Source organism: Curtobacterium sp. 'Ferrero', from assembly GCF_002412165.1.
Lineage (GTDB): Bacteria > Actinomycetota > Actinomycetes > Actinomycetales > Microbacteriaceae > Curtobacterium.
The window spans coordinates 74,144-98,761 of sequence record NZ_NXIA01000008.1 but is presented as its reverse complement, the minus strand read 5'-3'; the positions used below and the strand labels follow the sequence as shown (position 1 = coordinate 98,761).

At 65.2% G+C, this 24,618-nt stretch carries 28 protein-coding genes; 8 read left to right on the top strand and 20 right to left on the bottom strand.

The features are described from left to right. Nucleotides 1–35 precede the first annotated feature (35 nt). Nucleotides 36–482, top strand: a complete 447-nt coding sequence (locus Csp2054_RS09215) for a BLUF domain-containing protein (protein WP_255252679.1) — start codon at nt 36–38, stop codon at nt 480–482. Between the two features lie 469 nt (nt 483–951). After that, nucleotides 952–1,947: a DUF3800 domain-containing protein gene (locus Csp2054_RS09210; protein ID WP_176491638.1), complete on the top strand. Its 996-nt coding sequence runs from the start codon at nt 952–954 to the stop codon at nt 1,945–1,947. 1,261 nt (nt 1,948–3,208) lie between these two features. On the opposite strand, the gene Csp2054_RS17745 is transcribed toward Csp2054_RS09210, so the two are convergent. Then, the gene (locus Csp2054_RS17745; RefSeq protein ID WP_141399206.1) at nt 3,209–3,394 is read right to left on the bottom strand and encodes a hypothetical protein; all 186 of its coding nucleotides are present in this window, start codon (nt 3,392–3,394) and stop codon (nt 3,209–3,211) included. A gap of 181 nt (nt 3,395–3,575) precedes the next feature. On the opposite strand from Csp2054_RS17745, the gene Csp2054_RS09200 reads away from it, so the two are divergent. The 6 genes from Csp2054_RS09200 to Csp2054_RS09175 all read left to right on the top strand — a co-directional run bounded on the left by Csp2054_RS09200 (nt 3,576) and on the right by Csp2054_RS09175 (nt 7,938). After that, complete coding sequence (locus Csp2054_RS09200) at nt 3,576–4,745, top strand: tyrosine-type recombinase/integrase (protein WP_176491637.1); 1,170 nt, start codon at nt 3,576–3,578, stop codon at nt 4,743–4,745. Continuing rightward, nucleotides 4,742–5,356, top strand: coding sequence for a hypothetical protein (locus Csp2054_RS09195; protein ID WP_141399205.1), 615 nt, complete (start codon nt 4,742–4,744; stop codon nt 5,354–5,356). Before Csp2054_RS09200 ends, Csp2054_RS09195 begins: the two co-directional genes overlap by 4 nt. A 123-nt stretch (nt 5,357–5,479) precedes the next feature. After that, nucleotides 5,480–5,824 (top strand): hypothetical protein, encoded by a 345-nt coding sequence (locus Csp2054_RS09190; protein ID WP_141399204.1) that lies wholly within the window; start codon nt 5,480–5,482, stop codon nt 5,822–5,824. A 69-nt stretch (nt 5,825–5,893) separates the two neighbouring features. Continuing rightward, nucleotides 5,894–6,103 carry a hypothetical protein gene (locus Csp2054_RS09185; RefSeq protein ID WP_096899004.1) on the top strand — a complete coding sequence of 70 codons (210 nt, stop codon included), beginning with the start codon at nt 5,894–5,896 and terminating at the stop codon, nt 6,101–6,103. A gap of 380 nt (nt 6,104–6,483) precedes the next feature. Continuing rightward, nucleotides 6,484–6,756: a hypothetical protein gene (locus Csp2054_RS09180; RefSeq protein ID WP_141399203.1), complete on the top strand. Its 273-nt coding sequence runs from the start codon at nt 6,484–6,486 to the stop codon at nt 6,754–6,756. A 69-nt stretch (nt 6,757–6,825) separates the two neighbouring features. Then, nucleotides 6,826–7,938 (top strand): acyltransferase family protein, encoded by a 1,113-nt coding sequence (locus Csp2054_RS09175; RefSeq protein WP_141399202.1) that lies wholly within the window; start codon nt 6,826–6,828, stop codon nt 7,936–7,938. On the opposite strand, the gene Csp2054_RS09170 is transcribed toward Csp2054_RS09175, so the two are convergent. The 19 genes from Csp2054_RS09170 to Csp2054_RS09080 form a co-directional block, all read right to left on the bottom strand. Continuing rightward, the gene (locus Csp2054_RS09170) at nt 7,889–8,647 is read right to left on the bottom strand and encodes a hypothetical protein (protein WP_141399201.1); all 759 of its coding nucleotides are present in this window, start codon (nt 8,645–8,647) and stop codon (nt 7,889–7,891) included. The two genes, Csp2054_RS09175 and Csp2054_RS09170, sit on opposite strands and share 50 nt — an antisense overlap. Nucleotide 8,648: 1 nt before the next feature. Next, a complete protein-coding gene (locus Csp2054_RS09165) occupies nt 8,649–10,676 on the bottom strand; it encodes a hypothetical protein (protein WP_096899000.1) in 2,028 nt (675 codons plus the stop codon). A 27-nt stretch (nt 10,677–10,703) separates the two neighbouring features. Next, complete coding sequence (locus Csp2054_RS09160; RefSeq protein ID WP_096898999.1) at nt 10,704–11,156, bottom strand: hypothetical protein; 453 nt, start codon at nt 11,154–11,156, stop codon at nt 10,704–10,706. Further along, entirely contained in the window at nt 11,149–11,607 is a 459-nt protein-coding gene (locus tag Csp2054_RS09155) for a hypothetical protein (RefSeq protein ID WP_096898998.1), read from the bottom strand. Before Csp2054_RS09155 ends, Csp2054_RS09160 begins: the two co-directional genes overlap by 8 nt. A gap of 19 nt (nt 11,608–11,626) precedes the next feature. After that, nucleotides 11,627–12,148, bottom strand: coding sequence for a hypothetical protein (locus Csp2054_RS09150; protein ID WP_096898997.1), 522 nt, complete (start codon nt 12,146–12,148; stop codon nt 11,627–11,629). Between the two features lie 4 nt (nt 12,149–12,152). Then, complete coding sequence (locus Csp2054_RS09145) at nt 12,153–12,986, bottom strand: hypothetical protein (protein WP_096898996.1); 834 nt, start codon at nt 12,984–12,986, stop codon at nt 12,153–12,155. Between the two features lie 69 nt (nt 12,987–13,055). After that, nucleotides 13,056–13,961 carry a hypothetical protein gene (locus Csp2054_RS09140; protein ID WP_096898995.1) on the bottom strand — a complete coding sequence of 302 codons (906 nt, stop codon included), beginning with the start codon at nt 13,959–13,961 and terminating at the stop codon, nt 13,056–13,058. Nucleotides 13,962–13,971: 10 nt separating this feature from the next. Further along, nucleotides 13,972–15,132: a siphovirus ReqiPepy6 Gp37-like family protein gene (locus Csp2054_RS09135; protein ID WP_096898994.1), complete on the bottom strand. Its 1,161-nt coding sequence runs from the start codon at nt 15,130–15,132 to the stop codon at nt 13,972–13,974. Nucleotides 15,133–15,141: 9 nt separating this feature from the next. Then, on the bottom strand, nt 15,142–16,197 hold the full coding sequence (locus tag Csp2054_RS09130) for a phage distal tail protein (RefSeq protein WP_141399200.1): 1,056 nt from the start codon (nt 16,195–16,197) through the stop codon (nt 15,142–15,144). Between the two features lie 14 nt (nt 16,198–16,211). Continuing rightward, nucleotides 16,212–20,834, bottom strand: coding sequence for a phage tail tape measure protein (locus Csp2054_RS09125; RefSeq protein WP_096898992.1), 4,623 nt, complete (start codon nt 20,832–20,834; stop codon nt 16,212–16,214). A gap of 54 nt (nt 20,835–20,888) precedes the next feature. Continuing rightward, entirely contained in the window at nt 20,889–21,317 is a 429-nt protein-coding gene (locus Csp2054_RS09120; RefSeq protein ID WP_141399199.1) for a hypothetical protein, read from the bottom strand. Nucleotides 21,318–21,376: 59 nt separating this feature from the next. Further along, complete coding sequence (locus tag Csp2054_RS09115) at nt 21,377–21,715, bottom strand: hypothetical protein (protein WP_096898990.1); 339 nt, start codon at nt 21,713–21,715, stop codon at nt 21,377–21,379. A 97-nt stretch (nt 21,716–21,812) separates the two neighbouring features. Then, complete coding sequence (locus Csp2054_RS09110; protein ID WP_096898989.1) at nt 21,813–22,442, bottom strand: hypothetical protein; 630 nt, start codon at nt 22,440–22,442, stop codon at nt 21,813–21,815. Nucleotides 22,443–22,513: 71 nt separating this feature from the next. Next, nucleotides 22,514–22,882: a hypothetical protein gene (locus Csp2054_RS09105; RefSeq protein ID WP_096898988.1), complete on the bottom strand. Its 369-nt coding sequence runs from the start codon at nt 22,880–22,882 to the stop codon at nt 22,514–22,516. Next, entirely contained in the window at nt 22,879–23,190 is a 312-nt protein-coding gene (locus Csp2054_RS09100) for a hypothetical protein (RefSeq protein ID WP_096898987.1), read from the bottom strand. Before Csp2054_RS09100 ends, Csp2054_RS09105 begins: the two co-directional genes overlap by 4 nt. After that, the gene (locus Csp2054_RS09095) at nt 23,190–23,429 is read right to left on the bottom strand and encodes a hypothetical protein (RefSeq protein WP_141399197.1); all 240 of its coding nucleotides are present in this window, start codon (nt 23,427–23,429) and stop codon (nt 23,190–23,192) included. The genes Csp2054_RS09100 and Csp2054_RS09095 overlap by 1 nt, the downstream gene beginning before the upstream one ends. After that, complete coding sequence (locus tag Csp2054_RS09090) at nt 23,426–23,668, bottom strand: hypothetical protein (protein WP_096898985.1); 243 nt, start codon at nt 23,666–23,668, stop codon at nt 23,426–23,428. The genes Csp2054_RS09095 and Csp2054_RS09090 overlap by 4 nt, the downstream gene beginning before the upstream one ends. Before the next feature lie 3 nt (nt 23,669–23,671). Beyond that, a complete protein-coding gene (locus Csp2054_RS09085) occupies nt 23,672–24,004 on the bottom strand; it encodes a hypothetical protein (protein WP_141399196.1) in 333 nt (110 codons plus the stop codon). Then, nucleotides 24,001–24,549, bottom strand: coding sequence for a mobile element protein (locus Csp2054_RS09080; RefSeq protein WP_096898983.1), 549 nt, complete (start codon nt 24,547–24,549; stop codon nt 24,001–24,003). The genes Csp2054_RS09085 and Csp2054_RS09080 overlap by 4 nt, the downstream gene beginning before the upstream one ends. Nucleotides 24,550–24,618 lie beyond the last annotated feature (69 nt).

Sequence of the window (24,618 nt, the reverse complement as noted above, 5' to 3'; positions counted from 1 at the left end):
TTCGCGGGCGCGACGATGCGAGCAGGATCGAGGGCATGCTGCAGTCCCTCGTGTACATGAGCTCGGCCACGACCCCGTTCGAGGACGCCGACCTCGACGCGGTGCTCGCGCACGCCCGGCAGCGCAACACCGCGGACGGGCTGACCGGACTCCTCGTGGCCCGCGGCGGGCGGTTCATGCAGCTGCTCGAGGGCCCCTACGACGCCGTGATGTCGACGTACCGGCGCATCCTCGAGGACGACCGGCACGACAGCGTGGTGCTCCTCGCCGAGGAGTCGATCCACACCCGACGGTTCCCGGAGTGGACGATGGCGTACGACCGCGGCGATCAGGGCACCGAGCCGCCGGCCGGCTTCAGCGACTTCCTGCCGGAGGGCGACCGGAGTGCCGACACGAGCCGCTCACGGGAGCTGCTGCGCTGGTTCCGGTCGCACCCGCTCGCCGACCCGGCGGCCGCGAAGGGCAAGCACCGCCGCGACTGACGGTCACCGGGCCGGACGTGGGCGCGCTCCCGCTCAGTGCTGCGCCGCCTCCTCCTGCGCGAGCTTGCTGTGCTTGCGCGAGTACCCCAGGTACACGCGCGTGGGTGTAGCTGAGTGATGCCTGTTGGTGGGACCGTTGAGTTGACGGGGATCGGTCTGTGGCCGCAGACAGTCGGTACGAGTGCCTGAGTGGTGCTGTTGCGGACTCGATGCGGACTGATCACGCCAACGTCCGTTCTGGCCGTGGCTCTTAGCCAGAGCGAGAACTCGGGCCGACAACCTATGTCTGTAACCTCGACTCCGAGGCTTCGTGGATGCCGAAAGTCATCAACCCAAAGTTGACGGTCCCCCGAGAAACCGCGTAGTGTTTCTGCCAGGCAGCGAGTTCCTCCGCGAACCACGCGCCGATTCCGGAAGCCCGCTTCGGCGGGCTTTCGTGCTGTCTGGGGTCACAGGCTACGATCTGCGAGTGCTCCTCGCTTACCTCGACGAGTTCGGCCACATCGGTCCGTACATCGCTCCAGACCACCCGAAGTTCAACACGCATCCCGTGTTCGGGTACGGCGGGTTCGTCCTGCCCGCTGAGAGCGTGAGAGCGTTCGGCGGCTACTTCGAGCATCTGAAGGAGTCGCTTCTCGATTTTGAGATCAAGCAAGCGGGCGCGCACCCCCGGCGATGGGAGAAGAAGGGTGCTTCCCTGCTGACGACGCGGAACCACGAGCGCTATGGCACCGAGATCGACCCGGTCTTACGCAGACTCTCGCGGAAGCTCAACCAGCTCGGTGGGAAAGCTGTGTTCTATGGGCAAGTCAAGCCCGTCGGCAGCGCGAAGGAGACAGGTGAGAGCAGTGCGGATCGCAGCGCACACATGCTGCGCCAGGTGATCCTGCGTCTGAGCAAGTACGCCGACGACCGCGACGAGGGCATCATGATCTTTCTGGATGCCGTCGACACTGAGCCGCGCCTGGCGGCTGTCTCAGCGACAGCCAGCTTCATCTACTCGGGTCGACCCGAGCACGTGAAGCGAGTCATGGAAGTTCCCATGCAGCTTGAGAGTCACTTCTACGGGACCACCCAGTACGCCGACTGGATCTGCGCCATGCTTGCGCGCAGCTCCCACTTCCACTTCGTCAAGGGGTCTGAGTTCGGCTGGTCCACAGAGCTCTTCCGACGATGTTTCGGAGCCGGCGGATGCATCTCGGACTCGAAGATCCGGTTCCATGACAGCGACGCTGGCATCTATAGCAAGTCGCTCGCCCGCGACGACGCGTTTCACGCAAAGGTCTCCTCCGCTTCGAGAAGCGCCGCGACCCGTCCGAGCCGGAGGCGACCAACGCGCCCCTTCACGCCAGGAATCTCTCAGCGTCTTGGCGAGATCAGTCCTGAGCTGCGCAAGCTGCGACAGGCGATGGAAGATCGGCAGAGGCTCGAACGAAACGACGAGGGCAACCCGGTTGAGGCGTGACAGAAAGGTGCGGCGCATCTAGTCAGACCGACGCCGCTTCACGGCGCTGCGCCACACCCACGCAGACTGACGCGTCGACCGTTCGCCCCACTCGACGAGGACAGCGTCGTCGGTCGCCCGAACTGCTCGAGCCTCAACTCGAACCAGTCTGTTCCCGAGCTGCACCCAGACTCTCACGTCAGCGGGTGGTGTCATCGTGCGCTCGGGGCCACCACGAGCCTCGGCGGGAAGTGTCAGGGGTTCCGGCGGATCCCAACGATCGCTGCGGCGGTGGCTCATGCCCCGATCGTCTCGGCAACCACTGACTTCTGCGCGTCTGGCGCGAAGGCCCGTCTGGTGAAGCTGTGTTGCAGTTTGAGGGCAGTTTGGGAAAGGTGAAAATCGTGCGGTCCGCTCCTCTGCCCGGCTCGCGTACCGGACATGTCCACCGCGTCGGTCCATGCTGGTGGATGAGGCAGCGAGGGGTCTGAGCATGGCGCAGTCGAAGCACCAAGGGCAGGCCGGCGTGAAGCCGGCCAAGATCGCCACGTTCCGATCAGTCCGACGCCGTGTGCGCCGGGGTGACTTCGAGGATCTTGCTGCGTCCGTGCCCGACCCACGGACGGCTGTCGAGCGGTGGGACTTCGACCTCGGTCGCTGGTAGGCGTCCGGGCCTCGACCTACGCGTGGTGCAAGCCGAGTCTGACGCTGTGAGAGGGTTGGGAGTCGCCGGCTGGTTACCGGCGAGAGCGTCTTCCTTCCTGATCCAGGACGAAGGCTCGGCCGCGGGGGACGTCCGTCCAGCGGCAGAATGACCCCCGCGCGCTCGAGGCGTCGAACTCCGTTCGCGGTTCGACGCCTCAGCCGGGAACCCCGAACGATCGGATGGAGCCCCAGATCCAGGAGCCTGCTCAAACCGGGCTGCTGCGAGGGTACGACGGCAGTGGCTCGCCGACAAGAGGATGTCGTCGCCGTGCCGAACCCGAATCGACACGACGACGCTCATCACAGTCGATCACAGCCAGCAGGGACCCTCGCCTAGAGGTAACTGCGGCTCCCGACTTACCGGCATCCAGAGGCGCTCAGCAGGGATGAGCCAATCAGGTGTCCCGTGGGTTGGCGACCCCCAGAACGGGAACGGTCGTTCTCCGATCCGATTGTCCCGGTACTCCGGGGCGATACGAACGACAGAACGCCCCGCCTCGCGAGGCGGGGCGGGGCGTTCCGGGTGATCAGCTGTCTAATCCCTCCCAGCGGCGGGGAGTGGGTGGCGCCGGGGTGACTAGTAGCTGCGGCCTTGATGCGACTTCACCCAGGACGAGAAGTCCGACTTCGAAGAAAACGATGCGTTTCGGGTGCGCGTCGTTCCGTTGTTGTCGTCCACCGTCGCGTCGGACATGCTTCCGTCCGCGTGCTCTTCGCCAGCTGCTTTCCAGTGGCTGACGTGGTCGATCCAGATGGTTCTCATGTCACTCCTCCTGCTGAGCCGGGGTGGCTCTCGATGCTGACGCTAAGTGGATGAGCTGCGCTCGAAAAGAGGCCCGACGTGCAGCGTTACGCGATCGTGACCGGCGTGGATACCCATGAATGCGCGGATGTATCCGATTGGACGTTTGACGAGAGACGGCATGCGCCAGCAGTCTCCAGGCATGACCTGGGAAACGATCGTCGGGGAGATGAGCGCCGAAAGCCGCCGCTCGCTCGCCGCCGCTCTTGCTGCGGTCGACGACTCGCGATCGGAACCGCTCGAGTCGTGGATCCGCTTCTGGTTTGCGCACATCCACTCGAAGAGGATCGCCCCGAAGACGATCGCGTCGTACCGCACCTCGATTGAGCAGTACATCGTGCCGGCGATAGGGAAGACCCGCCTCGACAAGCTCACCCCGCAGCACGTCCGGAAGGTGGAGGACTACATCCGGTCGAAGGGGCTGGGTGGTGCCAGCGCGCAGCAGGCGCATCGTGTGCTGTCCCTGGCCCTCCGTGATGCGATGCGCGACGGACGGGTCACCCGCAATGTCGCGACGTTGGTCGACCTGCCGAAGAAGAAACTTCCAACGATGACCGTCCTCGACGCGGCAGAAGGGATCCGCCTTCTTGAATCCGTGCAGCACGACCGTCTCGGTTCTCGCGTTGCCGCTGCGCTCTTGACGGGCGCCCGTCAGGGTGAACTCCTCGGCCTCGAGCTTGACCGAGTGTCCGACGAGCTCGACTTGTCCTGGCAACTCAAGCGGTTCTCGTGGTCACACGGCTGCGACCCCTTGAAGCGGTGGAAGCGATCCTGCGGCGAGCGGCAGGGTGCGAAGTGCCCCGCCCGATACCTGGACGCTCCCGAGGACCGGGAGTACCGGCACCTCGAGGGTGGGCTCTGGTTGTCACGGCCGAAGTCGGAAGCGGGCTGGCGGATCATCCCCCTCGTGGACCCGCTGCGGTCCATCATCGAACGGCGGGTGGAGACTGCAGCGTCGGAACCGAACCCGCACGGGCTGCTGTGGACCTCAGATCCGAACGGAAGAATCGGAACACTCACCGGACGCCCTATCGACCCGCGCGACGACAACAGAGCCTGGCACACCGCACTACGAACTGCCGGCCTCCCCGACGCGACGCTGCACTCCGCCCGTCACACGGCCGTCGATCTGCTCTACACGGCCGAAGACGTTGACGAGGCGACGATCGCTGAGCTCGTCGGACACTCCACCTACCTGATGTCGCGGAAGTACAGGACCCGCGGCAACCGTCGGAACCTTCGTGACGCACTCATTCGTGCCTACAAGCCATTCACCACTGCATCTGCCACCGAACAAGGGGGAACCACATGATCCGAACTGCACGCACCGTCGCGGCTGCGTCCGCACTTCTCATCGCACTTCTGATGACAGGGTGCAGTGGGCAGGCAGAGACCGCCGACGGATCAGCCGCCGGCGTCGAAACGACACCGACACCGACACCGACACCGACGGAGCAGACACCGGTCGAGAATGTGGGCAAGAACTGGACGTTCGACTACCAAGGTGCGACCGGCACGTTCAAGCTCGCAGGCGACCAAACTGATCCGGCGGTCGCCGCCATCGAGCAAGCCCGAGCGTCGGTCAACGGGGAAGCGGTCACTCTCGTCCCGGTGACGATCGACAACACCAACGGTACGGAGCCCCTGAACATGTACAGCATCACCGTCATCACGAAAGACGGGCAGCAAATCGACAGTGTCGACCTCGCCGACTACTTCAGTAGCTGGCGGGATGCCGCCGGCGACGACGCTGAGAAGTACAACGCGCTCATCGACACGGAGAGCAAGTACGCCATGTTCGACCTTGCGAAGGGCGCGAAAGGCACGGCCATCGTGGCGTTTCCCTCGCCCGTGACCTCCGCGTGGCGGGTCACCGTCATGCCAGCTGGCGGCTTCGACGAGGTGGAGGCAACCGCGACGTGAAAGCGCTGACCGAGACACCGCTTCTCCACGTGCCTCGACGCTTGTGCTACCGGAGGAAACGTCACTAGTCTCGGCTCACGCACCGTGGGTGCGGCTAGCAGCTCAAGAGTGAGGCGGCACCTCATGCACATCCGGGATACCGAGCACGCCGAACTGCTACTCGACGAAGTCGGCGCCTATCAACAAGCCATCACCGAGAGCGGCGCTGACCCTCGGGGTGGCGCTGATGCCATTCTCGAGCGCTTCAGCGCCGTCGTGGCCTACCTCTTGTCGCAAGGGTACGAGCTCGACTCGATACGCGAACAGCTCATATACCCGATGCGTGACTGGGCCGTTTTCACGATCGCGCCCCGATGGATCCGCCCCGAGGCCGGCGATCCGAATGATCCGCAATCGGCAGGAGCGCCGTCGAAGTACCTCTACGACAAGATCACCGGTTACACCAAGCAGTTCGAACCGAGCAGCTGACCCCAGCTATCTCCCGCGACGTCCGGAGTTCAGCGTCGCATCGACCGCATCAGCAGAAACGAGACCCCAATGTCCGATCTCTCGAGCCGAATCTACTCCGCCGCGAAAGCGCTCATTCTCGCAGCCGGGACCGCCCACGCAGTCGCCGCTACAGACATCCAGTCGCAGGCGCATCTGATCGTGAAGAGCTACGGGACCTACTCGCAGAACCAGATCGCGAACAAGATTTCCGACGAGATCAAGAAGACGCATGCCCCCGGAGTGAGCGGTTCGATGTAGGGAAGAAGCCGAGCGATCGGCGGCGGAGCGGCGAGTACCGACCATCGGGGCGACGCGCGCCCGAAAGCAAGGCTCATCCAGCGAAGCGGTCTGACACTAAGCGATGCCGTCTGTCGTGTCCGGCGTGAAGTGGTGACCGCAGTCCTGGCACATGCGGGACTCATCCGCGATGGACGCGTTTTGGACGTGGCTGATTCGTCTGCTCCTGCAGTTCGGGCATCTCATGGCACCAACGGTAGACGCGACCACTCACATCGCCCGGGGCTCGTGGAGCCACGGAGACCATCCCGAGGGCGGGTGCGGATCGTTGAAGGCTTCAAGCGGGTTGCGAGTAGCGGCTTCGAGTAGGGCATGTCGGCAGTCGGGGTGATGCTGCAGTCATGTCCGACTACCAGTGGTCGCCGCCGCATCACTCCGATCCACGACGGCCGAACATCGTGCAGATGGCGCCCGACCCGGACGCCCGCGACCTCAACCCGCCCCCGCCCGTATGGGTCCGCATCGACGTCGAGGGCATGGGAGTGCAGCGCGTCGTCGGGTTCGCGTTGAAAGCGTCACCGCTCGCCGTGTACGTGCAGCTGCAGTACCTCGGGCGGACGCATCATGTGTGGGTGGAACGGGGGCAGGTGACGCATCGGCGGATCAGCCGGTGAACGACGAAAACGCCCCACCCCCAGTGACGGGGGTGGGGCGCATCGTGAGGGTCGCTTAGGATCGGTGTCGTGGGGGAATCTCTCAACCGAATGCCGCGCCTAGACTCGCTGACCGGACTTCGAGCGTTCGCAGCGCTGGCAGTATTCCTGCATCACGCAACTGCCTACCAGGAGTCTCCTGACTGGGCGGGCTTCATTACGAACGCCGGCGACGACGGAGTCTCGTTCTTCTTCATGCTGTCCGGCTTCGTCCTCGCGTGGAACGGACGAGCAACCGACACCCCGGGGCAGTTCTACCGCCGCCGCGCCGCGCGTATCCTCCCGCTGTACTGGATCGCATGGATCGTCGGAGGTGCCTACGCGATCGTCGCCGACCACCAGCGATTCAGCAGCCTGGTTCCGTCGGTCGTCCTGCTGCAGAGCTGGTTCCCTCAGAAGGACATTCACTTCGCAGGCAACTCTGTCGGCTGGTCGCTGTCGGCGGAGATGTTCTTCTACCTGATGTTCCCGGCTGTGTTTGTCCTCCTGCGCAGGCTCAGCGTCCGCGGCACCGTGATCGTCGCCGTTGTCGCGCTGTTCTTCATCTTCGCGATCCCGTTGACGCTCCACCCGACCGAAGCAGCAGGCATCCGATACTGGCTGATCTACCTGTTCCCCGTGACCCGGTTCTTTGAGTTCGTCGTCGGCATGAGCCTGGCGATGATCCTCCGCAGCGGAGTGCGCTTCCCCGTTCCGGTGGCGGCAACTGCAACCTTCGCCCTCGCCGTGTCGATCGCGTCGAACTGGCTGCCCCGATACTGGCTGCTCGTCGCGGCCACCGCGATCCCGTTCGTACTCCTCCTCGCGAGCGCTGCAGACGCTGACCGTGCGGGGAAACGCAGCATCTTCGCGTGGAAGCCCATCGTGAAGCTCGGCGAGTGGTCGTTCGCTTTCTACTTGGTGCACCTCGTGGTGCTGCGCGTCGTGATCGCGGTGACGAATCGGACTGTTCCGATGCCGTGGTGGGCCACATCAGCTCTCGGGCTCGTCATCGGGGTGGCCGTCGCCGCGGTGCTCTGTGAGTACGTGGAGAAGCCGCTCGAGAAGCGGCTCCGCGGCGACGGCCGGTTACCCGTGTCCCTTGACGATGGTTCTACTGCATCCCGTACCGAGTTCGGAGCGCAGGAACAACCGTCCCGGTGATCTCGGAGTCAGTGAGCAGCCGCGGCCAGATACCGAACGCTGCGATCTGCGGGGAGTTCCCGCTACCCCCCTGGGACCCGGCACCGATGCGTAGACGAGCCGGTACGGACGTGATGATCGAAGCGACAGCAGATGCCTTCGACGTCACACCCGCAGTCCGAAGCGTCAGACCGACTGCCGCCGCTGTGTCAGCAGGGAGAGTCACAACCGCCACAGCCATCTGGTTCGCGTCAGGCTTCGGCTGCGAGGTGAACGGGTACTGAATCCCCGTTCCCGAGCTAGCGTCGTTCGGCTGCACGACCCACCCGGAAGTTCCGACAACCATCTTGCGGCCGAGGAGATCGAACACCTTCGCAGCACCCGTGCCGGTGTAACCGAACACGATCGCCACCGTGTTGTCGCCGGTCGGGTAGGAATCGACACCCACGTCACCTGTCGAGGTCGACCAGTCGAGGGAGTCGAACTTGTCCAGACTTCCGTACGCCTGCAGCTGCGGCCCCTTCTTCGTCGTACCGCTTGAGACCGTCGTGCCGCCACCCGTCACCTTGTCCGGCCACGGGGGTGTGACAGCAGTTCCGGTGGGCACCGTTGCGAACGAGTCCGCTTCGTAGCGATGTGACAACCCTGACACCCCGAATGGTTCAGTCAGAGCGACGGGTGCGGACGGGTTGTTGATGATCAGACCGGGGATTCGGAGGACGGTTCCCATGTCACGCTCCAATGCTTGCGTAGGTGTAACGGGTCGTGGTCGGCATGCGGGCCGCGAGTAGGCCGAGAGCGAGGTTTCGAGCGACCCACGGCTCGGCCCCCGAGTAGGTGTCCTCCGTTGAGTTCAGGTATGTGTGACCATCGGTGAACCGGTTCTGCATGTCGAGGCAGCGCTGCAGATGCAGGTCCGCCCAGTCGGCCGCTGAAGTCGCGACCTGCGAATCGAGCCCCATGCAGTAGGTGACGACATCAGCCATCGCCTTGTCCGCCATGCGTCCAGTACCCCAGTCGTTGCCCTGCGGGTAGAACAGCTCCCACGATCCCGGCGTGTAGATCGAACGCCCGCCGTACGACACCTGCGCGAGAGCCCGGTAGATCTTCTCCGCGTTCAGCACAAACGCGTCGGGGATGCGCTTGCCGGCGTGCGCCCAGAGGACGCCAGCGGACCAGGCGAGCTCCGGTGACGAGCACATGTAGTCCGGGTGCAGCCGATCGTGGTTGATGATCGAACCGTCCTGGTTCACGTTCCACCCATCGAACGTCGTCGTGAGGTTCACGCCTTGCACGGTCCGGTCGGTCAGGATGTCGCTCGGTACAGTGCCCGCCGACAGGAGCCAACGGTAGGCGGCGGACTGCCATGCGGCGGCGTTAGTCGCTGACGGGTAATGCGTTGCCGCCCAGGCGAGGAAACCACCCATCCAGGCGTTCTCCTCAGCCTTGGAGTCGCCAGGTGTGATCACCGTTCCGTCGTAGCGGGTCCAGTACGGGATCACCCCGGTTCCGAGGCCGCCGTTGTAGCCGCTCAGCACGAAGTCTGCTTCGACCGGAACAAGCGCGTTGAGGTACCCCTGCGCCTCAGAGTCGACGTCTGCGCCCATCATCCAGGCTGCCGCGTCAAGCATCTGAGCCCACGCGGACGACTGCCAGTACCTACCCCACCCTCCGGCGGTGGTTGCCTGGTGAGCTTTCGCGATTCCCTTGATGACTCGCAGCACCTGCGCCTTCGCGTCAGCCAACGTGACACCGGTGACCGATGAGTCGTACGTACCCGTGAAGATCAATGCGGCGACAGAGAATGCCGCCGCGCAGGGGTGCCGCACCTTCCCCTCGTCCGTGCTCGCGCCGGTCGCCCCGACATCAGTGGGGGTGATTGGAGCGGTTCCCGGGAACCGTCCCGGGATCCACGTTCCGAGCATGAACTTCGCGGCGGTGTTCGTGGCGGTGAGAAGTTTCCCGTCCGCGGCGCTCGGAAGACGACGAACCATGCGAGGGATCTTCTTCGGAGTTGCCGCATCGAGGCGGGAGACCAGTCGCGCCACGACCGGTGCAGCGAACGTGCCGTCTGATCCGTATTGCGCGTCCGGGATGATCCGTCCGTTGGAGTCCGTCACAGCCAGGCCAGGCGAGTACATGGGCGCTGTTGCTGGCAGCGCGCCAGCAGATGCCACGGCTCCCGCCATGCGGGGCGTAGGGTTGCCGGCCCCGTCAAGCTCGAGGGCGGTCCGCCGACCCGTCTTGTCGACGACACTCCAAAGCAAGTTCCGATCGTAGGCGTCGACCACTTCTGGCACGTTGCGGCTGACAAGTGCATTCGTCACCGCGTCTGCTGCAGCATCGGCAACAGTTGGGTCTGCCGCAATGGCTGCAGCCACCTCGGCTGGCACTTGAGCGGACACCGTGACAGTAACGAGTTCTTCTGCTGCTGCTCGGGTTTCGGTGTCCGACCCCCGAAGCCACGATGCTGTGAGGTCGTCGCTGCCGGAAAATTGAGCGACGGCTGCGCCCTCCGGGGTGGCCGGGTCGACCAGGTTCGCTGCGAGCGCCTCGCGTACCGCGTCGGGGAGCTGGCCGTCCGCGTCCGCCGACACGCCCGCCTTCAACCCGGGCCACAGGTTGAACCCGTCACCCATCTTCACGATGCCGTTGGTCTCGTCCAACCCCCACTCACCCGACTCCAACGGGTTCGTGGACGCCGCCCACTCATCAGCGGAACCCCGCTTCACCACCAGGGTCTTGTACTCCGTCGCCATGGACGTGTCCTTTCGTTCGGTGAGCTCTCAACGACGCGGAGGTCGTCGCGGCTGCGTAGCTTCAAGAGCGGACGGGATCACGTCCGCGAGGATCTCCGAGTCGGCTTCACGCGGGTACGGCATGTCGATGTTGTTGTGCTCGAACGCGGCCATGATGTCGACGAACCACCGAGCCAACGCGTTGCGGAACTTCCGGTCCTTGTCCCGGAACGCGTCGAACGCGCGCTGCAACTTGTCGGCCTTGTCCTCCGCCGCCTCAACCCGCTTCGTCAGCTGATCGTTCGACTTCAACACGTCACGGACGAACTGCCCCGGATCGGACGTGTACCGATCAACCGCTTCCGCTTCGTCCTCAGAGACCTCATGCTGCCGTTTCGACTTCCGCTGCGCGATCACCCGCTTCGCGGCAACCTGCCCGATGTACGCGACAACGATGGTGCCGCCAGTCGCGATGAGTGTGGTCCAGACCTCGTCAGACACGTTCCCCCCTCGACATCGCCTCCCGGTCCGCTTCTTCACGGGCGATCTCACTGATCAGGTCGTTGACCCGCCAGGAGAGCGCTGCAAGCCGTATGAGGACCAGAACCAGCGTCAACGTCGAGTTCGCCTGCCCAGACGCGATGTACACGACGATCGCGGCGACGTAGATCAGCAACCCCAACGCGACCGCGAAGCGGCCGTACAGTTCCGTCCGCTTCAGCTGCAAGATCAGCGCCACCAAAGCGACGGCGGCGCCGAGCAGGATCACCAACCCCCACGCCACCCGGAACCACGGCAACGCGAAGTCGCCGATGATCCTCGAGCCGACAGTGAGCGACGTGATGCCGAACACGATCAGCCCCACATCAACCGTCGGCAGGAGCACCGTGTAGATGCTCCGGAACCGGGGAGGCACGAGCGGCAGCGCGTCTTTTGACCAGATCGTCTTCATCGTTCGTGCCTCCCCGAGGTCAGGACTTCGCGGCGTGCTTCGGCTCGTCGGACTCCGGGATGCTGCTGTTGCCCGGGTCGGCGAGACCATCACCGACGACGAGCGCGTCCGACGCCGGCAGCGACGTCGACGGCAGTGACGTGACGATCGGTGTCCCCACCGTGTCGCGGACGTCGATCGTCTTCGCGGCGTCCGTGCGGATCTGCACACCGAGCTCCGTCGCGACAGCCTTCACGATCGCGGTGATCACCAGGATCGCGTTCGCCTTCGTGAAGTGACCGTCCGGGACGACCGCGACCGCAGCCGACAGGACCGCGAACCCGATCGCGGAACCGGTCTTCGCGGCACCCTGCCACCGCTTGTCGACCAGCGGCAGCCAGTACACGACGCCCGTGCCGAGCAGCAGCAGACCAATCTGGGTCAGGGTCTGCCAGTCGAGGAGCGTGCCCGTACCAGCGGCCTGAGCAGCCTGCAGGATGCCGAGCACCCCAACGGCGAGAGGCAGCAGTGCGGTGGAGTAGCGGGAGAGGAACGTGTTCATCGGGTCACTTCCCAACTGCCGCGCCGAGGGCGGCTTCGGAGATGGCGGCGTAGAAGATGCGGCGCTCGTCGTACGCGCGGGCGTCGAGCTTCACCGCGTTGATGCCCTCCGCGTTCATGAGGACGCGGATGGCGCGGGAGTCGAGGCCGGTGCGCTTCACGATCCACGACGTGTTCGACTTCTCGCCGCGACGCTCGAGGTCGAGGAAGACCCCGCCGCCGGCGATGAAGTACACGTCCTGGTCCTTACCGCCCTCCGTCCGCTGGTAGTAGGTGAGGGTGTCCTTGGCAGCCATGAGGGCTCTCCTGATCTGTTCGTGGGTCTCTGCGACGTCGGTGAAGAACGGGGCGCCGGGGAGGTTCACCCCGGTGATCGGCGGCAGCGTGTACGCGTAGCCGCCGTTGTGATGCCACGACTCCTGCGGGTTGAAGAACTGCCCGGTCCACCGGATCCCGCGGGCGGGTCCGTGGTCGTGCACCCACTGCGCTTCCGCAGCGGTCATCGCCCGGTTCGTGCCGTCCTTCCGGGTGATGCCGAAGTCGAGTGCGGTGCCGATCTCCTCCCGGTGGGTGGAGAAGTACAGGGCAGCTGCGAGAGCCGCCCACGGATGGCCGTCGCGGAGGTACGTCTCCCACGCAGCACGGAGGAGCTCCATCCGCCGCTTCGAACGGATGCCCTCGTTGACGGTGAGGCGGTCGCCGCGTCCGCGTGCGCCGGGGAACTGCGTGTCGAACTCGTAGCAGAGCGACGCCACCTGCTGAGCGACGATCAGCGTCGAAACGAACTGCTCGACGCCGTTGAGGTCGCCGAACGACGACCGGCCTACTGAATAGCCCACAGGGAGCCTCCTAGAACGACGAAAGCCACCCGGCAGGGGTGGCTGAGATGAGCTTGCAGGGAACAGGGGTCAGGACGGCGAGTACCGGAACTTCACGAACCCGCCCAACTGGTTGTGCGTACCCGAACCGCCGTAGTAGGTGACGTTCCCGGAACTGTTGATCGAGATGCCGACCGCTTCCGGGAAGTCGCCACCGTTCGCCATCGCAGTCCCCAGGACCGTTCCCGACGGTGCGTACGCGGACGGGATCTTCGCAACCACCCGGGCTGTGTGCGTCGGGAACGAACCCGTCAAGTGCAGGTACAGCTCGACCATGCCCTCAACGATCCGCAACGACGCACCCGAGTACACCGAGTACCCGGACTGTGGGGTGATCGTCCCCTCCGTCGCGTTCCGCACCCACTCGCCACCCGACGCGTACGAACCAGCAGCACGCCACGTGCCGTTCAGGTCCGTCGCGTACGCCTCAGTGCCGTACGGGAACAGGGACGCGTTCAACGCATCCAAGTCGCCCTCCTTCGCGACCAGGATCCGGTACTGCCGACGCGGCTTCGGGGAGAACAGCTGCGCCGCAGCCAACGTCTGCCCCGACCCGCGGACGATGACGTAAAACGGCAGGAACTCCTGACCGTCACCCAACGTCGGCGGGTCACCCTTCAACACCACCAGCTTCACCGGCAGGGACGCGTTCTGCGGGTCGTACAGCAACCCGATCTGGTACGTCGTCAACGACGTCACCGCCGGCACCGACAACACCACATCCGCGTCGATCTGATGCTGGAACCCGTTCACCACCGCCTGAGCGATACCCGTCCGGTACGACCGCTTCACCGTCACCGTGTCGTTCGTGTTAACCACCAACGCGTACGGCGCCCCCCAGTCGTCGATGATGCCGTTCCCGGCAGCACCAACCGTCACACCCCACGTCTCATCCGACAGCTTCGCGTCAACGATCGGGAACGAAGTCTCCGTCATGGTCAGCTCCTTAGATCGTCTGCAGCTGCTGCAGCTGCTTCAACTTGCGGGCCACATCCGCGTTGCTTTTCGTCACCCAGTTCGACGAGTCCCGAGACCCGACCACCGCGGACACCGTCTCCGACGGTGAACCCGTCTGCGCCTGCACAGTCGTCGTCACCTCACGGACCACGTTCGACAGGTCGAGACCGTCGATGAACACACCGACCTTGTCGCCAACCCGCCAGTCCTCCCGGTAGCGGATGTCCGCCGAATCAGTGATCGTGAACGACACCGACACCGGGTTCGCACCATCCGACAACGCATCCTCACCGGCCTGCTGCAGCTCCGACACGTCAGTGGTCTGCCGCTGATCGATCAGCTGCTCCACCTTCGCCGACCACAACGCCTCCGACGTGCTGTCGGTCTGCTCGTTGAACAGCCGGTTCACGCCCTGCCCGCCACCCGCGACGATCGCGTCGGTGACGGTAGGGCGGGACAGTGTGTACGACCAGTCCTGCCCGATGACAGAACCGGTGAAGTCAGCGGCGGACCCGAACCGGATGTTCGACGTCAGGTCACGGACCGTGCGGACGTTCAACTGCCGGTACGGGGCTGTGTCTTCACCATGCACGATGTCGACGTGCAACCCGCCCGACTCGGCCACATCGGACACGACATCGCTGAGCAGCCCGAGACGGCCCTTGATGGACTGGTTCTTCCCCCGCCCCTGCGACGCCGGAACACGAAGCCCCTGCACTCGCCGGGCGGTCAAAGCTCCCGGACCGGCGTTCGCGTTCACGTAGCCGAGGAGCACCGTCTCAGCAGGACCGGACCGGTTGTCGTACGCCGCCGGCTGCGCGGTGATCGGCTGCGTCGGATCCGGGTAGATGATCCGATCACCCAACACTGCTGTGTCCGACACCCCCGACACTGTTGACACGGTCGGGCCGCGCTGAATCGACGTCACCGGTCCCGACATGCGCAGATCGTCGTCGCAAGTGATGATCACCCCAGCACCAGCCGTCAGCAGCCCCACGAGCCCCTCATTGCGGGCCGTGACCTGCCACGTACCCGCCGCCGCCCCAGTCACGTTGTGCCGTTCGATGACGACCAGCTGCGACCAGAACCGCACCGGATCCGACGACCGAACCAGGTTCTTGTCCCGAGGTTGAATCGTCCACGTCGCCATCCGAACCTCCTAGTACGCCGACAGGAACCGTTCCGTCCAACCGACCGTCAACGACGTCCCATCACCGGCAGAGTTCAGCGACACGTTCACCATGTTCGACCCCGGCATCAGCGGCGCGAACGTCGAATCGAACGCGATCTTCGACCACGCCACAGCACCGTTCAGCCGAGCCGACCGCTTCCGCGGATCCGTCACCAACGACAGCTGCGACCCCGACGGAATCGCCGACGTCATCACCACATCCGTGCCCGGGAACGTCACCGAAGCCAACGTCGCCGGCCCCGACACGTCCATGTCGATCCACGCCGGCACATCCCCACGGACCAGCATCTGCATGCCGTTCCCGATCACCGTCGAAGCTGACAGTGCTCGAGGCCACGGGTTCGCGTCCGTCGAAGACAGGAACACTTCCCCGTCAGCCACCTGATACGTGAAGGTGGTCCGTTCGCGGGCGTGGAAGAACGGGTCCGTCGCGACCAACGTCAACCCGAACTTCTCCCACCGGGTGCCGGAATCACCACCGCCGGACTTGCCCTCCATGCCGCCCTTGTAGGTGACGTCGAGGAGCCGTTCCCCCTTCGAGGACAGCACCCCGAGACGGAACGAACCCGACGACCCCAACGACTGCCCGAACCAGTTCGACGTCACCAGCCCAGCCATCTCCGCCAAGCTGGTGAAGAAGTTCTCCTGCGCCGTGTCCGACGCGAACTTCATCGGCAGGAACACTTCCCGCTCGAGGATGTTCGTTTCCTGCAGCCACGACCCGGGAACACCCGGCATGGTCGCGGTCACCACATCCACCGGCGGCAAGTACAAGCCGGTCGCGCCCGACATCAGGATCCGTTCCGCGTCCACGTTCAACGGGATCACCGTGGAGCCGTCCATCGACTCGAACCAGTACACACGCGAGTCGGCGCGTGGCAGCACCGGCGGGACCGTCGGGAACGGCACACCCGGAGATGCGCCGTTCCCGTCGACCACGTCGTACTTAGTGTCCGGCGACCCGCCGTCGAGGACGTCCTCCAACGCGGATGATGGTGATCCACCGTCGATCAGAGTCGCCATGAGCACCCTTCCGTTCAGCCATTCGCCAACACGTCGCGTTGATGCATCCAGCGCTCGAGCGTCCGCACCGTGTCAGGGCGAGCGTCCGACCCGACCGTGATCTGATAGGTGTCGCCGCCACCGCGTTCAGACACGAGCTCCCGCAGCGTCCCCATCGGCAGCGCCAACTCCGGGTCGCGGAGGTTGTTCTGCACCAACGACAGGCCACGCGGCAACACGCCGCCCTTGTCGTACAAGGTGGGCTGCAACCCGCCGACGACACCGCCGGAGGCGTACCCCTTCGCTTTCGCGCCCTTGTACTCGAAGTGCCACGGCTCCCGCTGACTGAACGACAACCCGGTCGGGTACCAGCCGTACCGGGCACCGTTCGCACGAGCCCACGCCTGACCCACACCGATGTCCGCCGCCAACCCGTACCCGTGCACTGACGTGCCAGGAGCTGCCGCGAGATTCCCGCGGCCGGCCTTGTACTGCGCCCACCGGTACTGCTGCGACGCAAGGTCCCGGTACCCCTCAGTGAGAGTCAGCAGTCCGCCGGACGCTCGGACCATCGCGTTCCACGCAGCAGCAGCCGGAGCCCGCAGGTAGCCGCCCATCCGACCGACACCACTGCCCGGACGGTAGTTCGCCGCCTTCCCCAACTGGTCTGCTGGGATTGACCCGTTTGCGCCCGTCCCACCAGCAGGCAGAAACGACCCGACCAGGTTCTGCAGCGACTGCACCGCCCCATCGAGCACCTTCCGACCGAACCCGCCAGCGAGCTCGACCATGGACCCGGCGCCAGGGATCTTCCCAATCAGCGCCTTCACCGCGGACGTGATCGTCCCAGCGGGGTCCGTCACCAGGTCCGACGCGAACGACGCCACATTGCGGGTGGTGTCGACAACGCCGGAGAGGATGTCCTTCCCAACGCCGACGATCCCACCCGACGCGTAACCGGTCGCGCGGCGCACAGCGGAAACACCGCCAGTGTTGCCGGCAGCGTTCAACGAGTGCACGAACCCCGGCCCGAGCGCCTTCACAACCTCCGGAACGAGGACACCCTCACCGCGACGCATCGGCGTCATCACGTCATCGCGACGTGACGGCTGGTAGCCGGGAATCACACCGCCTCGAGCGAAGCCCTTCGGCAGTGAGATCGGGTCGATCTTCTTCGTCCCGAACACCTTCGCGACCTTGTTGAAGTTCCCGATCAGCGCACCGTTGATGACCGTGTCGACCACGAACCGGATCGGCGCTTTCGCGGTGTCGCTGATCGCCTTCCACGCCTCCCCGATCGCGTCGCGCATCGCGTTGAACGCGTCCGGGATCGTCTTCGTCGCGAACTTCGACACCGTGTCGAACACGGGCTTGATGCCCTTGTTCCACACCGCCGAGATCGTCGACTGGATACCGTCCCACACGGGCTTGATGATGTTGCGGTACAGCCACGTGAACGCAGTCCCGAGGGTGTTGCGGAGGAACGACACGACCGCGTTGAACACGACCTTGACGCTCGCCCACCACGTCTGGAACGCGGTCACGATCCAGTTCACGACCGGCTGGACGACCGACTGGTACAGCCACAGGAACGCCGCAGCGAGCGTGGCGCGGATGAACGTCACCACGGCGGTGAACGTGGTCTTCACCATCGACCACAGCCAGGTGACGCCGCCGACGATCCAGTTCACGACAGGGCTGATCACTGAGGTCCACAGCCACGTGAACGCGGCAGCGAGCGTCGCTCGGATGAACCCGACAACCAGGTTGAACACGCCGGAGATGGCACCCCACGCGACCTGCACGGCGGTGACGATGCCCGCCCACGCAGCCGCAACAACCTGCTGCAGCAGCTGGAACACCGGAGCGAGAACAGCCTTCACCATCGCGACAACGAGGTCGAAGATGGCGCTGATCGTGTTCCAGAACCAACCCACGACAGCGGCGATGCCGTTGAACACCGGAGCGGCGACGTTGCGCCACAACCAGGTGAACACGGACCCGACGAACCGGACCGCCGCCATGATGCCGTTGAACGCCGGAACCAGCGCGTTCTGGTACAGCCACACCGCAGCAGCGCCGATGCCCTTGAACACGGCGATCCACATCTTCACGTAGCTGATGTAGATGCCAACAACGACCTTCACCACGGTTGCGATCGCATCGAACACAGGCTGCAGGACCGTGGTCCACAGCCAGGTGGCAGCCTGCGCGATCCAGTCGACGGCCGGCTTGATGCCGTTCGTCCACAGCCACACGAACGCGTCACCGACGGCTTTCACGCCGATCTTGATGCCAGCCCACACCGCGTCGACCGCGGTCTTGAACCAGCCGATGTTCTTGTACGCCCACACGAACCCAGCGACGAGCAACCCGATCAGCGCGATGACCTTCACGATCGGGTTCTGCCGCATCGCGAAGTTCAGCGCTTCCTGCGCACCCTTCGCTAGCCACGTGGCGAACGACCAAGCCTTCGTCGCGGCCGCAACGATGCGCAGCTTCTTCGCCCATGTGACGAATCCGCCGGCCTCAGCGATCTTCTGCTGCACCAGGAACGCCTTGTACGCCAACACGAGGCCAGCCATCGCACCAGCGACAGCGAGCGTCGCACCGACGTTGTTGCGGAAGAACCCGGTCACCGCCACCAGGACGGGACCGATGAACTTCAGCACCGCGGCAGCAGCACGGAACGCTCCCAGCAGCGCGCCGGCGATGATCGCAGCGACCGGACCGACCGCGATGAACAGGTTCTTCATCGACGGGATCAGCGCCTGCGTCACGAACACCTGAATGTCCGTGAACGCGTCAATGATCACCTTGCGGGCGGCGAGGATCGCCTGCACCGCTGCGGTGTCCGGAACCCAGTTCGTGACCGCGGTCAGGTCACCAGACACCTTCCCCGTGACAGCAAGGTTCCCGATGCCCCCGACCAGGTCGAGGAAGTTCTGCACCTTGTTGCCGACACCGTCGAGGCTGCCGGCGAACCCGGTAACCATCCCCGTCAGTGCAGGGGTGACGGTCTGGTAGATGCCGAGCGCGACGTCCTCAAGCTGCGACTGCAGCTTGTCCATCGCACCGCCGAGACCCTTCATCTTCGACTGCGCGACAGCGGCAGCGCCACCCTGACGGGCAACCGCCTTCGACATGCTGTCGAAGCCCTTCGTGCCCTCGTTCGCGAGAGCGGTGACCGCAGCAAGCGGCTCCCGACCGAACGCGGTCGCAGCAGCGGACGCGAACGCTTCCCGCGTCATACCCTTCTGCGCCTTCGACAGCTGATCGATGATCGTGCGCATCCCGACGAACTTCCCGGAGGAGTCGAACGCGACAACCCCGAGATCCTCGAGCGCGTTGCTCGCAGCCTTCGACGGGGACGCCAACGACGCGAGCATGCCCCGCAGCGCGGTACCTGCCGTGTCGCCCTTCAGGCCCTGGTTGGCGAGGAGACCAATCGACGATGCGGTGTCCTCGATGTTCACCCCGAACGCGCGAGCGACAGGGCCGACGTACTTCAGCGACAGGGCGATGTCATCGACACCACCAGCCGCCGCGTTCGCCGTGTTCGCGAGAACGTCCGCCACCTTCGACGCGTCGCTCGCAGCCAGGCCGAACTGGTTCAGAGAGTTCGCCTGAATCTCAGCCGCCCGGCCACCACTGACCTGCGCTGCAGCAGCAAGCTGGATGGTCCCCTTCGCCGCCTGCATCGCGTCAGCAGCGGACAGGCCACCCTTCGCGAGCTCGAGCATGATGTCGGCTGCGTCCTTGCCGGACGTCGCCGGCAATGTCAGGTCGGAACCGAGCTGACGGGTCGCCGCGGACACCTGCTGCATCTGCTTGTCCGTCAGACCAGCAACCGCCTGCAGCTCGTTCAACGTCGCCGTGTACTGGTTGCCGAGGCTGATGACCTGCCCGACGCCGATGATCGCGCCGAACCCGGCAGCCATCCCCGCGAGCGGCTTCAACGTGGCGAGAGCGTTCGTGGCGACGTTCTTCGCGCCCCGAGCAACCTTCCCCAACCCCGACGACAGCGGAGCCCCGGCAGCAGCAAGCTTGCTGAACCGGGACTCCATCAGCGCCGTCTGCTTCGACCCGGCCAACTGCGCTGCAGCCAGCTGCGACGTCACCGCCTTCTGCTCACCGAACGCAGCCCGCAGCTGATCCTCAACCGCGACCACCTTCAGGCCGGCGTTCTCCGCCTTCCCACGCGCACCGATCAGCGCCTGCTCCGCCTTCAACGACCCAGCAGACGCCGTCGCTGCCGCAGCCTGCGCACGCAACAGCGACTGCTCAGCCGCAGCAGCCTGCGTTGAAGACGCCCCGTGCTTCACACGGGCAGCAGCCAGCTGCGCATCCGCCGAAGCGATCCGAGCAGCAGCAGCCTGGTTCTTCACCCGAGACGCAGCCAGCTGCGCTTCCGCAGCCTCAACACCCTTCGCCGCCGCCGCCTCATCAGCACGCGCCTTCGCGATCGCGACCTTCTCGGTCTGCACCACCCGGGCAGCCTTCTTCGCCGCCTGCTCGAGTTCCGCGACCATCGCAGTCGCAGCACCATTCGTGGAGCCCGCAGCAACCGCTGCCGAGAACTGCCGACCCGCCGTGACCCCAGCAGCCTTCGCCGCAGTCCCAGCCTGCTTCGACAGCTGCGCCCCGAACTTCGACATTGAGGGCAGAACATCGAGCCATACGGCGGAACCGGCCACGGTGGACTCCTCTGTCTAGTTGTTCGCGAACCACCCGACGGCGAGCTCGTCCATCTCGGCCTTCTGCTGAGCGTCCAGCTCCGCTTCCGCCTCAGTTCGGAAGTCGCGCCCATCAAGCGGCGACGGCAACGGCTCCGGCTTCTCCGGAGTGCCCTTCCCGAGGAACCCCTCAACGAAGAACAGCAGCCGCTTCATCACCCAGTTCGAGTCGCGGAGCATCCAGTCCGAGTCGGACCAGTCGTTCTCCCGATGCGCCCGATGCAGCGCAGAGTCAGGTGGTAGAGCCTCGACCAAGCCACGCAGCTGCCAAGTGGACATGTCGCCGCGGAGGTACTCACGCAGCACATCCCTGCCGCCGTACGTGGCCTGCAATGCAGCATCCCCACGACGGAACTCGTCGCCAAGCAGGTGCAGCATCGCCTCGGTGCGGACCTGCACAGCCACCGGGTCAGTGGCTGGCAGGTCCCCGATCACCGAGTCGTAGTCGTCGAGGTCTACCCCCGTCAGTTTCCCTGGGACTTCTTCAGGTCCTGACCGACGGCGATCATCACGAAGTTGAACTGCTCCGTGGTTCCGCCGGCTTCCACGAACCGGCCGTACTGCTCATCGCCGAGGAGGAGCCGCGTCTGCGCGTCCTCGTCGTCGCTGTCGCTCTCTGACAGCGCCTGCAGCGCGTCCTTCGTCGCCTTGTCGTAGAAGTACGGGTGCGGGATGTAGAACGGCTCCCCACCCTCCTCCACGAAGATCTCGATGCGGTCACCGCCGACGGAGTCCTCCACCTTCTTGCGCGCCTGCGCAAGCGTGTACGACGTGCGACGGTTCTTCTCGCCTTGACTGGTCATGCGTGTCTCCTAGTGAGCTTGGTGAGCTCGTGAGCAGGTAACAGGTGGCGGCGGCGCAGCTCACCAAACGACGCCGCCACCTGGTCTATGGGGAGGGTCAGCCGCCAGCGACGACGACGCCGGCCGCTGCGGACTGCGCCTCCGTGTACGACTTCCCCAGCACCGGGTCGCGGTAGATCGTGAACGTGCGGTTCACTTCCTCCACGTCCGACTTGTTCAGCGACCGGTCACCCATGTCGGTGACCTTGATGCGGTACGCCGCCTCCACCCGGTACACAGCCGAAGCGCCGACACCGTCCTGCGCGAGCGTGATCGCCCGGTAGTAGGTGTCACCCGAGTCCGGGTCGTCGTCGTAGATCCACGCCGCGTTCTTGTCCGTCGGCCAGTGAGCGACCGGCTTCCCGAACGCGAGGGCCTTCGTCCACCCGTTCGTCTCACCGAACGCGACCTGGAACGTGTGCCCCCGGCTGGTCGTGTCGGAACGGACCGGCTCGAGGTCCTGCAGCATGTCCGTGTCGTCAGACGACACGTCGTACGAGTGGGCGATGCCGTCGGTGGTGACGTAGCCCATGTTCTTGTAGCCGGTCGGCAGCGCGATCGGCAGCCCGTCGGAGCCGAAGAACGCCTCCGGCACGTCGGCGGTGATGTCCGCGAGCGCGAGGATGACCCTCCGCCACTTGTGGACGTTGCGGTTGTCGTTGACCATCTGGTCGACCACGTCAGGCATGCGTTCTCCTTGAACGACAAAGCCGCCCGACGTGCGGACGGCTGATGGATGGATGGTTGTTGGTGAGCGGTCTACTGGGGGCGCGCATCAAGCTCGTACGTGCCGACAGCACGCCGCAGCGCCGGGTTCGAGTACGCGACCATCCCGAACGAATCGGGTTCCCGGACTTCGTCGAACAGGGGACAGCGGACCATCGCGACCTCGAGCTTCTGCACGAGGTCCCACACGGCGCCACGGGTCGCAGCGAACGCGGTCACGTCGACCACGAACGTCTTCTCGTAGTCCTCGCCGAACCCGCCAGGGATGCGTTCCACCACGACGGCAGGCACCCTCGTTTCGAGGTTCGACGGGGTCTCCGTGTACACAGTCACACCGGTTTCCTGCTTCAGGTACGTCAGAAGCAGACGCTCCACGTTGGGCCACTGCCCGTACACGTTCATGCGCCCATCGCCCTCCGCAGGATCGCCTGCTTGTTGACGTTCACGTCGCCGTACTCGACAGCAGACGCGTCAGCAGACGTCGCGATGACCCGCGCGAACGGCCGCTTGATTCCGGTCGGCGACTTCGTACCCGGCCGGGTGCCCTCCTCCACGCGGAGGGAGTCACCGAACGCTTTCGCGCCGGCCGCGTACGCCAACCGTTGCGCCCGAGGAAGCACCCGCGCGGCCTTGTCCCGGAGGGCTCGCCGTACCTCAGCGGTGCGTGCAGCCTCGTCGAGGATGCTCTTCCCGAGGACGACCTTCGGCATCAGTCGAGTCGCCCCGTGAGCCACCGCCGGATTCGATTCGGTTCGTGCGGGAGGTTGTGCCCCAGCTTCCAGTCGATGAACACGGCCACCGTGCCGATACCGAACTTGGTCGACTGATACCGGCCCTGTCGGCCGCGGTAGAACACCGGGCGGTGGTACTGGTCGGCAGCGCGCCACGACCAACGACGACCCGTCAGCCACGACACACGCTTGCCGAGCGTGCGCCAACAGACACTCACGATGCCTCCGGCTGGACCGTGTACTCGAAGTCCGCGATGACAGCCAGCTTCTCCGCCTTCGTCTTCGCCCCCGCCAGATCGATGCTGCGGCTGTCAGCCCACGCATCGATCTCCGCGTTCGTCCACACTTCCGACGGGACCACGTCCACGTCCGGAGTGTGCTTCGGCTGCACCAGCCCCAGACGGACCGCGTCCACGAGCCAGTACTCGTTGCCGTTCACGCTGATCTTGTCCGACATCAGTCAGCCCTTCGTCTCGGTGATCACGAACTCCGTGTGCGGGAGCACGTTCCAGTACGTTTGCGGCCGGCCATCCACGTAGTACGTCTGACCGCGCCAGATGACGGTGTCCGCGGCCTGCACCCAGTCCTGCGGTTCCCGTGTCGACACCATCCACCTCGAGGTGACGATGTCGTTCTGACCGAGCGATTCCTTCGTCCCGACCGGCTGCACCGTGCACCCGCCGATGGTCTGTTCGATGACCGTGTCCGTGGGGACACCGTCATCGTCAGGCTCACCCTCCGTGGTGCGCTTGACCGTCACTTCATCGCGGTGCAGCAGATTCGTCAGGCTCACCAGTGGTCACCGCCAATGCGATACCGGGCCACAGCCCGAGCCCACTGCGACGTCGTCCCCACCGTCGCAGCCGACGCCATCGCAACCTGCTCCTGCCCCGACGTGACCTGCGACAACCACGGCGACGCTTCCGAGATCGCGGACGCCTGGTCGAGGACCGCTTCCTGCACGTCCCCGGGGATCGGGTCGAAGCCGTGCGTGTACACAACCTCGATCGACCGCCACACGTCCGGGAACCGTGCCGGGAGGCGGAGCAGACCAGCCTCAGACCACTCAGGGTCCGTGACTGTCTGCCCCGCCACCGTCAGACTAGTGACCTGCCGGACCGGCCACACCGGGAGCCGCAGAACCCGCGCCCCCGCCCCGTCGAGAACGACCGTGTCGTCCTCGACGAGGCTGACAGGGTTGCGGGTCTGACCCCGGAACCGTTCCGACGCCATTCGGAGCGCCAGAACGATCCCAGGGTCTTCACTCGGCTTGCCGAGCCTTGCCGCGAGATCGGCCGGATCGGCCAGAGGAGGCAGTTCCAGGTCCGTCAGAGCCATTGCCTGCCTCCTCCACGCCACGCGCCTTGTTCTTCACCAGACCCAGCCGGTGAGCGTCCTCGATGCGGT

Excerpts from the sequence above, each read along its gene's own strand:
- Csp2054_RS17745 (WP_141399206.1), bottom strand. The coding sequence starts at position 3,394 with ATGAGAACCATCTGGATCGACCACGTCAGCCACTGGAAAGCAGCTGGC.
- Csp2054_RS09180 (WP_141399203.1), top strand. The coding sequence starts at position 6,484 with ATGTCCGACTACCAGTGGTCGCCGCCGCATCACTCCGATCCACGACGG.
- Csp2054_RS09080 (WP_096898983.1), bottom strand. The coding sequence starts at position 24,549 with ATGGCTCTGACGGACCTGGAACTGCCTCCTCTGGCCGATCCGGCCGAT.
- Csp2054_RS09190 (WP_141399204.1), top strand. The coding sequence starts at position 5,480 with ATGCACATCCGGGATACCGAGCACGCCGAACTGCTACTCGACGAAGTC.
- Csp2054_RS09155 (WP_096898998.1), bottom strand. The coding sequence starts at position 11,607 with ATGAAGACGATCTGGTCAAAAGACGCGCTGCCGCTCGTGCCTCCCCGG.
- Csp2054_RS09100 (WP_096898987.1), bottom strand. The coding sequence starts at position 23,190 with ATGCCGAAGGTCGTCCTCGGGAAGAGCATCCTCGACGAGGCTGCACGC.
- Csp2054_RS09185 (WP_096899004.1), top strand. The coding sequence starts at position 5,894 with ATGTCCGATCTCTCGAGCCGAATCTACTCCGCCGCGAAAGCGCTCATT.
- Csp2054_RS09150 (WP_096898997.1), bottom strand. The coding sequence starts at position 12,148 with ATGAACACGTTCCTCTCCCGCTACTCCACCGCACTGCTGCCTCTCGCC.
- Csp2054_RS09140 (WP_096898995.1), bottom strand. The coding sequence starts at position 13,961 with ATGACGGAGACTTCGTTCCCGATCGTTGACGCGAAGCTGTCGGATGAG.
- Csp2054_RS09165 (WP_096899000.1), bottom strand. The coding sequence starts at position 10,676 with ATGGCGACGGAGTACAAGACCCTGGTGGTGAAGCGGGGTTCCGCTGAT.
- Csp2054_RS09110 (WP_096898989.1), bottom strand. The coding sequence starts at position 22,442 with ATGCCTGACGTGGTCGACCAGATGGTCAACGACAACCGCAACGTCCAC.
- Csp2054_RS09170 (WP_141399201.1), bottom strand. The coding sequence starts at position 8,647 with ATGGGAACCGTCCTCCGAATCCCCGGTCTGATCATCAACAACCCGTCC.
- Csp2054_RS09125 (WP_096898992.1), bottom strand. The coding sequence starts at position 20,834 with ATGTCGAAGTTCGGGGCGCAGCTGTCGAAGCAGGCTGGGACTGCGGCG.
- Csp2054_RS09135 (WP_096898994.1), bottom strand. The coding sequence starts at position 15,132 with ATGGCGACGTGGACGATTCAACCTCGGGACAAGAACCTGGTTCGGTCG.
- Csp2054_RS09215 (WP_255252679.1), top strand. The coding sequence starts at position 36 with ATGCTGCAGTCCCTCGTGTACATGAGCTCGGCCACGACCCCGTTCGAG.
- Csp2054_RS09090 (WP_096898985.1), bottom strand. The coding sequence starts at position 23,668 with ATGTCGGACAAGATCAGCGTGAACGGCAACGAGTACTGGCTCGTGGAC.
- Csp2054_RS09105 (WP_096898988.1), bottom strand. The coding sequence starts at position 22,882 with ATGAACGTGTACGGGCAGTGGCCCAACGTGGAGCGTCTGCTTCTGACG.
- Csp2054_RS09195 (WP_141399205.1), top strand. The coding sequence starts at position 4,742 with ATGATCCGAACTGCACGCACCGTCGCGGCTGCGTCCGCACTTCTCATC.
- Csp2054_RS09130 (WP_141399200.1), bottom strand. The coding sequence starts at position 16,197 with ATGGCGACTCTGATCGACGGTGGATCACCATCATCCGCGTTGGAGGAC.
- Csp2054_RS09115 (WP_096898990.1), bottom strand. The coding sequence starts at position 21,715 with ATGACCAGTCAAGGCGAGAAGAACCGTCGCACGTCGTACACGCTTGCG.
- Csp2054_RS09200 (WP_176491637.1), top strand. The coding sequence starts at position 3,576 with ATGACCTGGGAAACGATCGTCGGGGAGATGAGCGCCGAAAGCCGCCGC.